Origin of the sequence: Vibrio sp. 10N.222.52.C3, assembly GCF_041474195.1 — a bacterium.
Taxonomy (GTDB): Bacteria; Pseudomonadota; Gammaproteobacteria; order Enterobacterales; family Vibrionaceae; genus Vibrio; species Vibrio crassostreae_C.
Map to the genome: position 1 here is coordinate 37,326 of NZ_JBFRTQ010000032.1, position 14,620 is coordinate 51,945.

The window sequence follows — 14,620 nt, forward strand, 5'->3', positions numbered from 1 at the left end:
GCGTAAGCAAAAAACCACCTAATTTCAAGTCACTCAATATCATTACTTACCTGCTTTTTCTCGAACGTCAGTCAGCTTAGAAGCGATACGATTAACGCCTTCGTGAGCAAATATTTCGTCCAAGTTCATTGATAGTTTACGACGCCAGTTAGGGTATTCATCAACCGTGCCAGGAATGTTTACTGGCTTGTCCATCTCTAGCCAATCTTCTAGCTGAACGCTCAGTAGTGTTGAACCACCAGCCGCTACGTGCAGTTGAAGTGCCTCAGCAAGGTAAGAGTCCATCGGTACTTGGCTCGCATCGCGGCCCACACCTTCTGGTAGGAAACCATGCCATGCTACTGAATCTAAGATACCTTGCTTGCACTCTAGGCGGTCATCGAACAAGGTTTCTAATTGTTCTGCATCTGGGTATAAGCCAATCTCTTGGCCCATTTTTAGGTCATCACAGTGCCAAAAGCCGCGAAGCGTTGGCATATCGTGAGTACACAGCGCCGCCATCGATTGTGATGCGTAGTGTTTTGGTGAGATGAAACCACCGTCGTCTTCTGATGTTTCGAAGAAGAACACTTTGTAAGAATGCACACCAGCATCTGCAAGGATGTCGACAATCTCATCCGGTACCGTACCTAAATCTTCACCGATAACGCTACATTGGTAACGGTGAGACTCAAGCGCCAGAATAGACAGCATATCTTGTACTGGGTAGTAGATGTACGCGCCCTTAGTTGCGTTCTCACCCTTTGGAATCCACCACAAGCGCAGTAGACCTAAAACGTGGTCGATACGCAGTGCACCACAGTGCTTCATGTTCGCACGAAGTAGCTTGATGTAAGCGTCGTAGCTTGTTTCTTGAAGCACTTCTGGGTTTAACGGAGGTAGACCCCAGTTCTGACCCAAAGGACCAAGAATATCAGGTGGAGCACCAATGCTCGCATCCATCACTAGGTTGCCTTCGTCAGCCCAAGTCTCGCTGCCTGAATCTGCAACACCTACCGCTAAGTCACGGTACAGGCCAACAGCCATGCCCTTCTCTTCTGCAAGAGACTGTGCATCGTTGATCTGGCAATCTGCTAGCCATTGCAGGTACATGTACAGATGAACGTTTTCTAAGTTCTCTTTGATGTATTTCTGTGTCGCTGGGCTGTCGAATGTACGGTACTTCTCAGGGAATACCGGCCATCCCCACATGCCAGAATCTTCTGCATGCAGTTCACCATGTAGAGCATCAAACGCCGCTTGATGCATCAGGCTATCGCCACCCTCTTCTACGAAGGCTAAGAACGCTTGTGCACGGTCGCTGTTTTTGTCTAGATGACGAGTCTTAAATTCTGCGAATAGCAGAGGCAAGATGCTCATCTTAAGCTCAGACACTTCGGTGTAGTTTACCCAGTGTGCTTCACGCGCTTTTTGTAGACGCTGTTGGAACTCTGCGCTGCCGACTGTTTGTTGTGCTTCAGCACTTAATGCGAATTCAGGAACTGAACTCACATCAATGTATAAGATGTTCAACCAGCGACGAGAAGATGGGCTATATGGGCTCGCACCTTCAGGGTTCGCAGGGAACAATGAGTGAATGGGGTTTAGACCAACGAAGTCACCACCACGAGAAGCGATATCCGCAACAAGCTGTTTTAGGTCACCGAAATCACCAATACCCCAGTTATGCTGAGTTCTTAGGGTATAAAGTTGAACACTGGGTCCCCAAAGCTTTTTGCCTTGCTCGATTGGTGACTGCTTGAAACACGCTTTTGGCGTAATAATCAGTGTCATCTCGTAAGGCTTCTTACGGCGCTTACGGCTCACAATGAGCTTGTGATAACCCCATGCCAAATCACTTGGCAATGCAAACACTAAAGGGCCACCCTCGGCACGCTCATCACGAATGACTTGAGATTGAAGATAGCCTTCAAGTACCTCTCCTTGCTCGGTTTCTAAGCGCCAGCTGAACTCACTTTCACGAGCACTTACACCTAGATTAAGCGCCACTTCTACTGGCTCACCGTCACGCAAGACAAGAACTGGGTCTAGTACATCTTTTTTGTGTTTTCTTTCTGCTGACTTAAGCAGTGCATCATCGCTGCTTGTATCGTAGCCCAACGAAGCCAATAGAGACGTGATCGTCTCGTCTGATACTTGTGCTTCATCGCCCCACGCACTAACGTAACTGTCGGCAATGTTTGCCATTTCTGCGACTTGTTTTAATACGGTCTGTTCTTTCATCGCTCTCTCCGAAAACGTTCTGACGCTTTCTATTTTGTAGGGTTGTTAATTTAATTTTTACTAATCAATTAGCTTGTGACAATCGGTTTGTAAGCAGCTTGTTTATAAACGAAACCTTTAAGCCTTTCGTTTGCTCACAAGCTAATTGAGCCAAGGCAGAAACTGCCTTGGCTACTTTGGAAGTATTAACGGTTAACCGCTTCAAGTTTCCAGATGTTGTTCACGTAGTCGCGGATAGAGCGGTCTGATGTGAACTTACCAACCAATGCTGTGTTAAGAATTGCTTTCTTAGCCCAACCTGCTTGGTCTTTGTATTGCGTGCCCATGTCTTCGTGCGCTTTCACGTAAGACGCGAAGTCAGCAAGACATAGGTAAGGGTCACCACCGTCTAGCAGGCTATCAAACGTTGCACGTAGAAGGCCTGGTTGACCTGGAGTGAACTCATCGCCAGTCAGTAGGTCTAGAGATGCTTTCAGTAGTGGGTCTGCATTGTAGTAGTCGTATGGGTTGTAGCCTTGAGCTTTCAGAGCTTGAACACCATCAACGTCTAGGCCGAAGATGTAGATGTTTTCATCACCCACTTCTTCACGAATCTCAACGTTTGCACCATCCATCGTACCGATAGTTAGCGCGCCGTTTAGAGCCATCTTCATGTTGCCCGTACCAGATGCTTCTTTACCCGCTAGTGAGATTTGCTGAGAAACGTCTGCTGCAGGGATGATGATTTCAGCCATGCTTACACGGTAGTCAGGAATGAATACCACTTTCAGTTTGTTACCGATGCGAGGGTCGTTGTTGATCTTCTCTGCAATCTTGTTAACCGCGAAGATGATCTCTTTCGCTAGGTGGTAACCCGGTGCTGCTTTCGCTGCGAAGAAACATACGCGTGGCTCACACTCGAAACCAGGTTCGTTAAGAATACGGTGGTACAGAGATAGAATGTGTAGCAAATCTAGGTGCTGACGCTTGTATTCGTGAAGACGTTTGATTTGAACGTCAAAGATAGCGTTAGTATCTAGCTCGATACCCATGTTCTCTTGAACCCAATCAGCTAGGCGCTGTTTGTTTTCTTTCTTAACAGCCATGAATTCTTTTTGGAATTTCGCGTCTGTTGCAAACTTAGCGATGCCTTCTAGCTGCTCAAGTTTTGCTGGCCATTCAGTGCCGATCTTACCCGTGATTAGCGTAGATAGACCTGGGTTACAGAACTTCAACCAACGACGTGGCGTGATGCCGTTCGTTACGTTAGTCAGTTTACCTGGGAAGATTTCGTTGAACTCAGGGAACAAGTCTTTCTTAACCAGTTGTGAGTGAAGCGCAGCTACACCGTTTACTTTGTAAGAACCAATCACACATAGGTTTGCCATGCGAACCATGCGGTGGAAACCTTCTTGGATGATAGAAAGCTTCGCTTGCTTCTCACCGTCACCAGGCCACATCTTGCGAACTTCTTGCATGAAGCGGTGGTTGATTTCAAAAATGATTTCCATGTGACGTGGAAGAAGACGGTTGATCAGTGATTCAGACCAAGTCTCTAGTGCTTCAGGAAGTAGTGTGTGGTTCGTGTATGCGAACGTATGAGCACTGATTTCCCATGCTTGGTCCCAAGATAGACCTTTCTCGTCAATCAAGATGCGCATTAGCTCAGGAATCGCAATCGTTGGGTGCGTATCGTTAAGCTGAATCGTTTCTTGCTTAGGCAGATCTTCTAGAGAGAAACCTGCTGCTTCGTGACGACGTAGAATATCGCGAACCGATGCTGCTGAATGGAAGTACTGCTGCATTAGACGCAGTGTCTTACCTTTCTCGTGGTTATCGTTCGGGTAAAGAACCTTAGTGATGTTACCTGCATCGATTAGCGAGTGTTGCGCTTCGAAGTAATCACCGTTGTTGAAGCTTGCTAGTGAGAATGGTGCAATTGCCTGACATTCCCAAAGACGCAGCGGGTAAACCGTGCTTGACTCGTAACCTACGATTGGTAGATCCCAAGGCATTGCTTTTACTTCCATACCTGGAACCCAAGTACGTACTTCTTTACCGTCGATGAATTCAACGTCTACATGACCGTAAAAACCAATGTGTTGTGCTAGTTCTGGACGAGCTACTTCCCATGGGTAACCTTCAACACCACGCCATGCGTCAGGTGCTTCTTGCTGACGACCGTCTTGGAAAGACTGTTTGAATAGACCGTATTCGTAGTGAAGACCGTAGCCTACTGTTGGGTATTCTTGAGCGGCACAAGAATCCATAAAACAAGCGGCTAGACGACCAAGACCACCATTACCTAGTGATGGGTCGCGCTCTTCTTCTAGAAGATCAGTTAGGTTTTGACCTAGCTCTTCCATTGCATGAGTGATCTGTTCATACAGACCCATGCTGATCAGGTTATTACCGGTTAAACGACCAATCAAAAACTCTAATGAAAGGTAGTTAACGCTCTTCGCGTTCTTAATTTTTTCGTCATTTTCAGTTTCTAACAGATCAAATGTTGTGAGTTCTGCTAGCGCACGCCCCATTGCTAGGTACCATGCGCGGCTATCTGCGTTTTCAATCGTTGTTGCGTAGGTTGCAGATAAATGTTTCTTAACACTCTCTTGGAATGACACTTTATCGAAAGTTTTTTGCTGAGTTGGTTTCATTTCAGAAATCTCGCTTTTAATAGTTCTAATTCATCTGTGACATATCGTGCATGGTCACCATAAACTAAACATCCTCCCGCTAATGCAACTGACTAGGAGTAGATGGGAGGGCGTAGGGGGCGTACCGACTTAGGGTTAGTGATCTGACTCTCATGTTCTGACTGCGAACAAAAACTTGGAGTGACTAAGATCACAAGCTCCCGTTCGATAACTTAACTTCAATTGATGTGACTTTTATTTAACCCATTTAAAGTCATTGCCAAATCTGAGTTTCAGATCACGAAAATAATTTCCAACTCTCATCTTTTGCATTGATTCCCGTGTAGGGATGAACGAAGTCACATTCACAAACCAACCCGCAACGTGAGCAAAGTCTCAAATAAAGGGCGTAGACACCCAAAAACATGCAGGAGTGCAAGGTTTCTGAGGAGGATCGTAGTCGGTAACGTTTGGCTTCACGTAATATGAGTAAAGACTTAAGTAATTAGGCTCATGTCATTGGAGTGCACTCAACGATAGATTGGGATATTCCAGAACATAGCCACGGAATAGGTGTAAAACTTCGATATGTGGATCCCTTCGAAACTGACTCGTCCCGGCCGCTTACATAATGCAATCCTACGACCTAGGGTTCTCGATCTGCTTCACAATGCAGATTGCTATAAGCTTGTGTTGTTCCGCTCTCCAGCGGGCTACGGCAAAACCACCATGGCTGCACAATGGTTGGTAGATAAACCTAATGTGGGTTGGTACAGCATTGATGATAGCGACAATGATGCCTTCCGCTTTATCAACTACCTACTTCAATCACTTAATAAAGCGACTCAAAATGCCTGTCCGAATGCCCAAAAACTGGCAGAAAAGCGACAGTTTTCATCGCTGCATTCTTTATTAAGTGAAGTATTTGCCGAGATGTCGGAATTCCATCACGAGTGCTTTCTGGTGTTGGATGACTATCACTTGGTCAACAATGACGACATCCACGAAGCCATGCGCTTCTTCCTCAAACACATGCCCGATAACCTAACGTTGGTTGTCACCAGTCGTGGTACGCCACCACTTGGTACAGCAAACCTGCGCGTTCGTGACTTAATGATCGAATTAGGTAATGACTCGTTGGCGTTTGATACCGAAGAAACCACACGCTTTTTCAACCAACGCGTAGCCGACGGCATTGATGACACCACGGCAGATAGCATTTGTAGTTATGTAGAAGGTTGGCCTTCTGCACTACAACTTATCGCGCTACAAGCACAACACCAAAAACGCACTCTTGCACAGTCCGCAGAGTCATTCTCTCACTTTAACCACGCCCATCTTTGGGACTACTTGGTTGAAGAAGTATTCGACCTGCTAGACAAAGAAACCCGACAGTTCTTGATGCAATGTTCTGTGCTTGATCACTTCAACGATGAGCTTGTGTGTGCACTTACACAGCGTGAAGATGCGTTAGGTATGATCGAATCACTCAACCGTTTTGGTTTGTTCATCTACCCGCTTGAAGGCGAGAAAAACTGGTACCGATTCCACAATCTATTTGGTGAATTCCTCGCACATGAGCGCCAAGCTCGAATTCCTCAGCAAGAAGCAGAACTGCATCGAAGTGCTGCAAAAGCGTGGATCAAGCAAAACACACCGCACCAAGCACTACGTCACGCACAGCGCGCTGAAGATCCAGAACTGATCATTCAAATCCTGACTGAACACGGTTGGCCGATGTTCAACCAAGGTGAGCTGTCGTCACTAGAGATGGCGATCAAGCAACTGACTACCGACCAACTTTACAGTGAGCCAAAGCTTTCGATGTTGCGTGCTTGGCTTGCACAAAGTCAGCACCGTTATGACCAAGTGGGTACTTTGTTGGAAGAGGCTGAGACTCAATATCAAGCGCGAAACATTGAACTCGATACTCAGCAGCAAGGCCAATACAACGCCTTACGCGCACAAGTTGCCATCAACAGCAATGAGCCTGAGAAAGCATTGGAATTGGCTGAGCTTTCGTTGAGTCAGTTGAACACCACCGTTTATCGTAGCCGCATTGTCGCAACCTCGGTTGTGGGCGAAGTGAATCACGTAATGGGTAACCTAAGCCGTGCGCTACCGATGATGCAACAAACAGAAAAACTGGCACGTCAGTATCAGGTTTACCATCAGGCCCTGTGGGCGATTCTGCAACAAAGCGAAATCTTGATTGCTCAAGGTTATGTTCAAGCGGCATTTGAGCTACAAGACAGCGCATTCAAATTGATCGAAGAGCATCAGCTTCAATACGTTCCTCTGCATGAATTTTTGCTGCGTGTTCGCGCTCAGATCTTCTGGTGTTGGAACCGACTAGATGAAGCGGAAGAGTGTTGCTACAAAGGCTTAGATATCCTTGGTCACCACTCTCCGAGTAAACACCTGCACAGCTATTCTATGTTGGCTCGTATTTCATTGAGCCGTGGTGAGATTGATAAAGCGTCGAAATTTATCGACCAGATTCAGCACCTATTGCGTCAATCGACTTACCACGTAGATTGGACGGCAAATGCTTCTCTTTCTTTGATTCTGTTCTGGCAAGTAAAAGGCGATAAAGAAGCTATCCGTGATTGGCTGAGTGTGGCTGTTCGACCTGAATCGGCAAGTAATCACTTCTGCCAACTTCAGTGGCGAAACATCGTTCGTGCTCACATCATCCTTGAGCAGTATGAAGACGCAGAAGAAGCGCTGACCTTCCTTAAGAGTGAAGCCCAGCGTTCGCACTTGATTACAGACACCAACCGCAACTTGATCGTTGAAGCCGTGTTACGTACACAAATTAACGATGAAGACAGCGCACGAATACTACTCGAAGAAGCGCTTCATATGACTAACCAAACCGGTATGGTCGGTAACTTCTTGGTAGACGGTGGGACGATCGGGCATATCTTGGATAAGTTGAGCAACAAGCCAGGCTTAGGTGATTTAGAACGTCACCGCGCACAACAAATCATGAAAGATATTTCCGCGACCCAACGCAGCCGCTCAGTTCACTTTGATGAAGACTTTGTTGAAAACTTGGTTAATCACCCAAACATTCCTGAGCTTGTACGTACCAGCCCACTCACCCAGCGTGAATGGCAAGTACTTGGTCTGATCTACTCAGGATTCAGTAACGAGCAAATCGCTCAAGAACTGGATGTAGCAGGCACCACGATCAAAACTCACATTCGAAATCTTTATCAGAAGCTCAACATCGCTAACCGTAAAGAAGCAATCAGCACAGCGGAGAACTTGCTGCAGTTGATGGGATACTAAAGCGGGTTCGAGATTCGAGATTCGAGATTCGAGATTCGAGATTCGAGATTCGAGATTCGAGAAAAGTTTAAGCTAGTCGCCAATGGTGGCTAGCTTTTTTTTTGCTTGGAACATGGGAAAATAGCAACTTACCAAACGACAGGCAAAAAAATAGCCAACCGCAATAATCGCGATTGGCTCTATATATTTGTGAACAAATCATAAGTTCACTAACAACGTCAGTTGGCTAGGTGACCCTCGGCTTAAGAAGGGTCAATGTATCTAATGCAGTTAGCGTGCCAACTTTTATTCGACGTTTTATAAACCCTGCATCGCATAAAAACCATGAATTCATCATGAGAATTGCAAAGTGCATTTGCATAATGCAACCAAGATGCAATATCGATAAGAGATCAGTTTCATCGCTGCTCTTAATGACAAATCACTAAGTGGTTGTTATCTAAATGTTAGGCAAATATTCACTTCAACTTATTGCCTTACAATTAATAGAGTAATAAAAGCCCTTCCCCAAAAGCATATTCATACTTTTTTTACACTAAAGTTTGTATACTGCACAAAATCATCCTCAACTCTATGAAGCAATGAACTACTTAAGTACTTTTTTCAAAGGCATGGCTATGGGCGCAGCAGACGTTGTTCCTGGCGTGTCGGGCGGAACCATCGCATTCATCACTGGTATCTACGATACGCTGCTAGAAAGCATTCGCAGAATTAACCCTAGCGTACTTGGCTTATGGAAACGCGAAGGCTTCAAAGCCGCGTTTAATCACATCAATGGTTTCTTCCTAATTTCACTGTTCGCGGGCGTATTCACGAGCATTGCGACATTCGCAAAATTGATTTCTTGGTTATTAGTCACCCACCCTGTTCCACTGTGGTCTTTCTTCTTCGGCCTGATCTTGGTGTCGGTTTTCCATATTCTTAAGCAAGTAGAGAAACGCGATATGATTCGCTTCGTGTTTTTGCTGCTTGGCGTTGCTTTCGCTTATAGCATTACCGTGCTTAAGCCGCTGCAAATGGAGCCAACCAGCATCAACGTATTGATTGCGGGTGCGATTGCTATCTGCGCGATGATTTTACCCGGTATTTCAGGCAGCTTTATTCTGCTCCTGATTGGCATGTATGGCCCCGTGCTTGGCGCCGTTAAATCATTTCAAGTCGATGTACTTGCGCTATTCCTTGCGGGCTGTGTGATCGGACTGCTGACTTTCTCACATGTACTGTCTTGGCTATTGCGTTCATTCCGCGACTTCACATTGGTATTCTTAACCGGTTTGATGATCGGTACGCTGCCTAAGATCTGGCCTTGGAAAGAGACCATCAGCTGGCGCACAAACTCAAAAGGTGAACAAGTTCCTCTGATTCAAGAAAACCTATCACCGTTTGATTTTGAAGCGGTAACCTCTCAGCCTTCTCAGTTGGTCATGGCGATTGTGATGATGTTTGCTGCGATTGCATTGGTTTTAGGCCTGGAGAAGTTCGCAGAGCGTAACGCTGACTAATCATTCAACGTATTTCTGGAACATGTTCAGAATGGATAGAACTTAGAAATACTAAGCTCACATATCTATTAAACAGACAAAAGCGAAGCCAATGGCTTCGCTTTTTTAGTTCTACCATACGCACAAAATTGCTTTTTGATACAAGCACGTATTGAGTGGTGTGATACCATCGCCGTTCTTATAAAATCAAATGAGAACACGACATGCACCCAGCATTAAAGGTTGCTGCGCTCGGTATTGCGCTGGTCGCTGGCTTTTATGGACCACAGGCAGTCGAGCAATTTAAATCGGTAGTAGAGAGCCACTCTCCTGACGTCAACTTAGATGACTACTGCATGCTTTCAACAACATCGTGTGAGCAAGACAGCGTTGCTATGACCCTTGAGCATGAAACAGCTCAACCTCTAGTCCCAACAAAAATCAAAGTGGTGTGGGAAGGCGCGGCCTCTGAAACCTTGATGCTATCGCTGACCGGTTTAGAGAAGGAAATGGGCTCAGCACGTTTCCAATTAAAAAATACTGGTAACAACATCTATGAAGGTGATGTCATTTTACCCGTGTGTACCATGGATCACATGACTTGGCTTGGTGAGCTCACCGATGGTGTTGAAACCGTAAAACCTGCAATAAGGATGGCAAGATGAGTAGAAATTGGTCGTTAGCATTGGTTGTCGCTTTTGTACTTGGCTTTGGTGTCAAAAGCTATCTTGATGGGCAAAACGAAGTTCAAGAACAACACGCTGCAAAACAAGAGTTCTCCGCAACGACTCTTTTCGGCAAAGACAACCAACCAACGGAAATCTTTGACCAAACCGATGACAGAATTCGTATCGTTTACTTCGGTTTCACACGCTGCCCAGATGTGTGCCCCACTTCTTTGGCTATGTTGGCCGGAGCACTTAACCAAGTCTCTGATGAAGCAAAAGCCAAGATTCGCCCGATGTTTGTCTCTCTCGACCCTGAGCGTGATGCAGCAGAAGCCTCATACGAATACGCACAATACTTCCACCCAATGATGGAAGGATTAAGTGGTCCTTTGGATGTGACAACCACGCTTGCACACAACTACGGTGTTATTTTCAGAAAGACCAAGCTGGAAGGTTCAGAGTTGGAATACACCCTTGACCACAGCTCATATTTTTATTTTTTAAAGCCCGACGGTACCTTGATTACCAAAGTGCCGCATACGTTAACGCCAGCACCAATTGTTGAGGCTATCAACAAGCTGACGCAGTAAAACGTAAAAACAAAGAACTTAACTAATAAAGTTCGAACAAAAAGTCAGGTCCCAGACCAAAAACATAAAAATTAAGGACAACAACATGAAGTTAAAAGCACTTGCTCTAGCAGGCTTATTGCTAACCCCTTTTGCTCAGGCTAGTAGCGATATTATGGTTCATGACGCGTACGCTCGTGCAACCCCGCCTTCAGCAGTGAACAGCGCGGTGTTCACGACTCTGATAAACCACAGCGATAAAGATCGCGCTATTGTTTCTGCAACAACACCTGCAGCAGGTAAAGTAGAACTTCATGATGTAATCACGGATGGCGATGTTATGAAAATGCGCCAAGTTCAAGAAATCACCATCCCTGCAAACGGTGAAGCGGTACTTAAACCTGGCAGCCTACACATCATGTTGTTCGACCTAAAAAGTAGCCTAAAAGAAGGTGAGCAAATCGAGATGATACTGACCTTTGCCAATGGTGAAACACAGACCTTCGACGCACCAGTGAAGAAAGTGATGAGCGGCATGAAAAAGATGAATCACGACCATCATTAATCGTATTCACAATTGATAAAATAATTTAAGCCACGATGACTTCTCGCCATCGTGGCTTTTTGTTAAACTGAGCGCGCTTTTTATTCAAAGCCTGAACACATTAATAAACCAAGGAGAATAGAAGATGATTGTAATGAAAACACTAAAACTGGCAGTAAAAGTAACGCGTTAATTTGTTTGGTTAATCAAACTTTAATCTCGAACTACCAACATTAAGCCATCAGCTGGCTACCGCACACTTTTACCCGGTTTACTGTTGATCGTAAGTGATCAATATCTGCATGCCTGTAAAGCATGACTCAAATCCGGGGTCCTATCGATTTTGAATTCGACCCAAGCTCAAACATTTTTGACGTCTCGACGCTTTTTGAACTGACCAACGCTTTTCGATCTCATCGACAACCTGAGATCTTACAAGACGTTAATGCTCTCATAAGACTTTAATGCTCTCACAAGAAAAGAAAGCTCGCACGTCTGGGTAAATAGACATGAATTCACAAAACGCATTTTCTCATCCAATGTCACTTCAACAACTTGGATGGCAACCTGTATTCCAACAACAACTGACACTCGAAGACTATGATCACTCCGTCATTGCTCGTATCGTCGCACATCACCGCAATGGCTATACATTAGCGTCAGAGCAAGGTGAAATTGTTCTACCCATCCACCAAAACCAACCGGCAATGACCGTTGGCGACTGGGTAATATTGAACTCTGAACTGCAATTCGATCGCTTACTAGAACGCCAATCGCTCTTTAGCCGAAAAGCTGCGGGCAGTCGTGTGGCTGAACAATATATTTCAGCCAATATCGACACAGTGTTTATCGTGGTTTCATTGAACAACGACTTTAATCTGAGTCGCATTGAACGCTACCTGGCACTCGCAAATGAAGCACAAGTTGAAGCGGTTATCGTCCTGACGAAGAAAGACTTGTGTGACGACTACGAAGACAAAGTACAACAGGTACAAAGCTTAGACCCGATTCTGATGATCGAAGCGGTCAACAGCCTAGACCAAGACTCAACCCAAGTACTTTCACCTTGGTGTAAAATCGGCAAGACCGTCGCGCTAATGGGCTCTTCTGGTGTGGGTAAGTCGACTTTGGTTAACTCATTGCTAGGTGAAGCATCGCAGGCAACTGGTGGTATTCGTGAAGACGACAGTAAAGGTCGTCATACAACCACATCACGATCACTCCACTTGCTCGCATCAGGTGGCTTGCTTCTCGACACTCCAGGAATGCGAGAGCTACAACTTGCAGACTGCGCTGAAGGCGTGAGTGAAACTTTTTCAGACGTCGAAGAGTTAGCAATGCACTGCCGCTTCTCTGATTGTCATCATGAATCAGAGCCGGGATGCAAGATAAGAGCTGCCATTGAGAGTGGTGAACTGTCTGAAAGACGATTTACTAACTATCAAAAGCTACTGAGAGAGCAAGCAAGAAACGGCGCTTCTCTTGCAGAGCAACGCGCTAACAGTAAGCAGCTTTCGAAGATGTACAAAACCGTTCAATCAGAAAGTCGAAATCTTAAAAAAGCTTCTGACTAAACCTTTAAGTTAACGACTATAAGTTGTATTTGAGACAAGCTTAGCCCCTTAGTGTTAAACACGTGGGGCTTTTTGTTTCAATTTGGTCTTAGTGTGACTATTTATGCACACAATGTTCTTACCAATAGTCGTTTACATTTCCAAATTTACAGTATATTGAGTCTATTAAATGTCATTTTGTAGATTCATAGCTCAATCAAAACACATTTGATTAACATTTAGCTCTAAAAACACCACGTAGCGCAAACAATCACCCTAAAAGTAAACTATTCCTAGACACCCTCTTAGATCCCGCTAATATGACCGCCCATTCCACTAGTGTATAGTTGGATTTGGTACAACTTTATAAAAAAATACATCACTATAATAAATTAACAATTGCAGGTATTTTATGCAAAATCACAACATGCTCGCCCGCATCGCTCGTGGAAATCTCGTTCTACAGATCCTTGCTGGTATTGTTTTCGGTGTCGTTCTCGCCATGGTTTCTCCTTCAGCAGCTCAAGATGCAGGCCTATTAGGTAGTCTGTTTGTTGGTGCTCTGAAAGCTGTTGCCCCAATTTTAGTATTCATTCTTGTTGCAGCTTCTATCGCAAACCAAAAGAAAGGTCAGCATACTCATATGCGTCCAATCATTGTGCTTTACCTGATTGGTACGTTCTCTGCAGCACTGACTGCTGTAGTACTGAGCTTCATGTTCCCAACCACTTTGACACTGGTTGCTGGCGCTGAAGGTGCTAACCCTCCTCAAGGTATTGCAGAAGTTCTTCATACGCTTCTATTCAAGCTTGTAGATAACCCAGTTAGCGCACTAATGAACGCGAACTACATCGGTATTCTTGCTTGGGCAATCGGTCTTGGTCTTGCACTGCACCACGCATCTGCAACAACCAAAGCGGTTTTCGAAGACCTTAGCCACAGTGTTTCACACATTGTTCGCTTCATTATTCGTCTTGCGCCATTCGGTATCTTCGGTCTTGTTTCGGCTACATTCGCAACAACGGGCTTCGATGCACTAGCAAGCTACGGTCAACTGCTAGCGGTTCTACTAAGCTCAATGCTTATCATTGCTCTTGTCGTTAACCCACTGCTTGTCTTTGTAAAGACAAAACAGAACCCATACCCACTTGTACTGCAATGTATTCGTGAGTCTGGTGTAACGGCATTCTTCACTCGTTCAAGCGCTGCAAACATCCCAGTGAACATGAACCTTTGTAAGAAGCTAGAGCTAGATGAAGACACTTACTCTGTATCAATCCCTCTAGGCGCAACCATCAACATGGCAGGTGCTGCAATCACCATTACTGTGTTAACGCTTGCAGCTGTGCACACAATGGGTATTGAGATTGATATCTTCACTGCGATTCTACTAAGCCTTGTTGCTGCAATTTCAGCATGTGGCGCATCAGGCGTTGCCGGTGGTTCACTGCTACTGATTCCTCTAGCTTGTGGCCTATTCGGTATCTCAAACGATGTAGCGATGCAGGTTGTAGCGGTTGGTTTCATCATTGGTGTGATTCAAGATTCTGCTGAAACAGCGCTTAACAGCTCAACTGACGTAGTGTTCACTGCGGCTGTATGTAAAGCTGAGCAAAACAAAGCTTAACAGCTCTTGGTATTAGGCTTTAGCTCTAAGCTCTAAGCTC

At 45.3% G+C, this 14,620-nt stretch carries 9 protein-coding genes; 7 read left to right on the forward strand and 2 right to left on the reverse strand.

What is annotated here, in order from left to right:
* Nucleotides 1–42: 42 nt before the first annotated feature.
* Nucleotides 43–2,223 carry a 4-alpha-glucanotransferase gene (gene malQ, locus AB4517_RS05725; protein ID WP_017067441.1) on the reverse strand — a complete coding sequence of 727 codons (2,181 nt, stop codon included), beginning with the start codon at nucleotides 2,221–2,223 and terminating at the stop codon, nucleotides 43–45.
* Nucleotides 2,224–2,408: 185 nt separating this feature from the next.
* Nucleotides 2,409–4,862, reverse strand: coding sequence for a glycogen/starch/alpha-glucan phosphorylase (locus AB4517_RS05730; RefSeq protein ID WP_136973658.1), 2,454 nt, complete (start codon nucleotides 4,860–4,862; stop codon nucleotides 2,409–2,411).
* A 567-nt stretch (nucleotides 4,863–5,429) separates the two neighbouring features.
* On the opposite strand from AB4517_RS05730, the gene malT reads away from it, so the two are divergent.
* From malT to sstT, 7 genes are all read left to right on the forward strand, one after another.
* Nucleotides 5,430–8,138 (forward strand): HTH-type transcriptional regulator MalT, encoded by a 2,709-nt coding sequence (gene malT / locus AB4517_RS05735; protein ID WP_017061867.1) that lies wholly within the window; start codon nucleotides 5,430–5,432, stop codon nucleotides 8,136–8,138.
* Nucleotides 8,139–8,719: 581 nt separating this feature from the next.
* A complete protein-coding gene (locus AB4517_RS05740) occupies nucleotides 8,720–9,640 on the forward strand; it encodes a DUF368 domain-containing protein (protein WP_017064236.1) in 921 nt (306 codons plus the stop codon).
* Between the two features lie 203 nt (nucleotides 9,641–9,843).
* Nucleotides 9,844–10,284 (forward strand): hypothetical protein, encoded by a 441-nt coding sequence (locus AB4517_RS05745; RefSeq protein ID WP_372148037.1) that lies wholly within the window; start codon nucleotides 9,844–9,846, stop codon nucleotides 10,282–10,284.
* Nucleotides 10,281–10,877, forward strand: a complete 597-nt coding sequence (locus tag AB4517_RS05750; RefSeq protein ID WP_004732104.1) for an SCO family protein — start codon at nucleotides 10,281–10,283, stop codon at nucleotides 10,875–10,877. Before AB4517_RS05745 ends, AB4517_RS05750 begins: the two co-directional genes overlap by 4 nt.
* Before the next feature lie 85 nt (nucleotides 10,878–10,962).
* Nucleotides 10,963–11,421 carry a copper chaperone PCu(A)C gene (locus AB4517_RS05755; protein WP_372148038.1) on the forward strand — a complete coding sequence of 153 codons (459 nt, stop codon included), beginning with the start codon at nucleotides 10,963–10,965 and terminating at the stop codon, nucleotides 11,419–11,421.
* A 488-nt stretch (nucleotides 11,422–11,909) separates the two neighbouring features.
* A complete protein-coding gene (gene rsgA / locus AB4517_RS05760) occupies nucleotides 11,910–12,974 on the forward strand; it encodes a ribosome small subunit-dependent GTPase A (protein WP_372148039.1) in 1,065 nt (354 codons plus the stop codon).
* Between the two features lie 391 nt (nucleotides 12,975–13,365).
* Nucleotides 13,366–14,580, forward strand: a complete 1,215-nt coding sequence (gene sstT, locus AB4517_RS05765; RefSeq protein WP_017068938.1) for a serine/threonine transporter SstT — start codon at nucleotides 13,366–13,368, stop codon at nucleotides 14,578–14,580.
* Nucleotides 14,581–14,620 lie beyond the last annotated feature (40 nt).

What these genes read in the sequence shown, in the direction of transcription:
- malQ (WP_017067441.1), bottom strand. Translation starts at nt 2,223, where the DNA reads ATGAAAGAACAGACCGTATTAAAACAAGTCGCAGAAATGGCAAACATT.
- AB4517_RS05730 (WP_136973658.1), bottom strand. Translation starts at nt 4,862, where the DNA reads ATGAAACCAACTCAGCAAAAAACTTTCGATAAAGTGTCATTCCAAGAG.
- malT (WP_017061867.1), top strand. Translation starts at nt 5,430, where the DNA reads ATGTGGATCCCTTCGAAACTGACTCGTCCCGGCCGCTTACATAATGCA.
- AB4517_RS05740 (WP_017064236.1), top strand. Translation starts at nt 8,720, where the DNA reads ATGAACTACTTAAGTACTTTTTTCAAAGGCATGGCTATGGGCGCAGCA.
- AB4517_RS05745 (WP_372148037.1), top strand. Translation starts at nt 9,844, where the DNA reads ATGCACCCAGCATTAAAGGTTGCTGCGCTCGGTATTGCGCTGGTCGCT.
- AB4517_RS05750 (WP_004732104.1), top strand. Translation starts at nt 10,281, where the DNA reads ATGAGTAGAAATTGGTCGTTAGCATTGGTTGTCGCTTTTGTACTTGGC.
- AB4517_RS05755 (WP_372148038.1), top strand. Translation starts at nt 10,963, where the DNA reads ATGAAGTTAAAAGCACTTGCTCTAGCAGGCTTATTGCTAACCCCTTTT.
- rsgA (WP_372148039.1), top strand. Translation starts at nt 11,910, where the DNA reads ATGAATTCACAAAACGCATTTTCTCATCCAATGTCACTTCAACAACTT.
- sstT (WP_017068938.1), top strand. Translation starts at nt 13,366, where the DNA reads ATGCAAAATCACAACATGCTCGCCCGCATCGCTCGTGGAAATCTCGTT.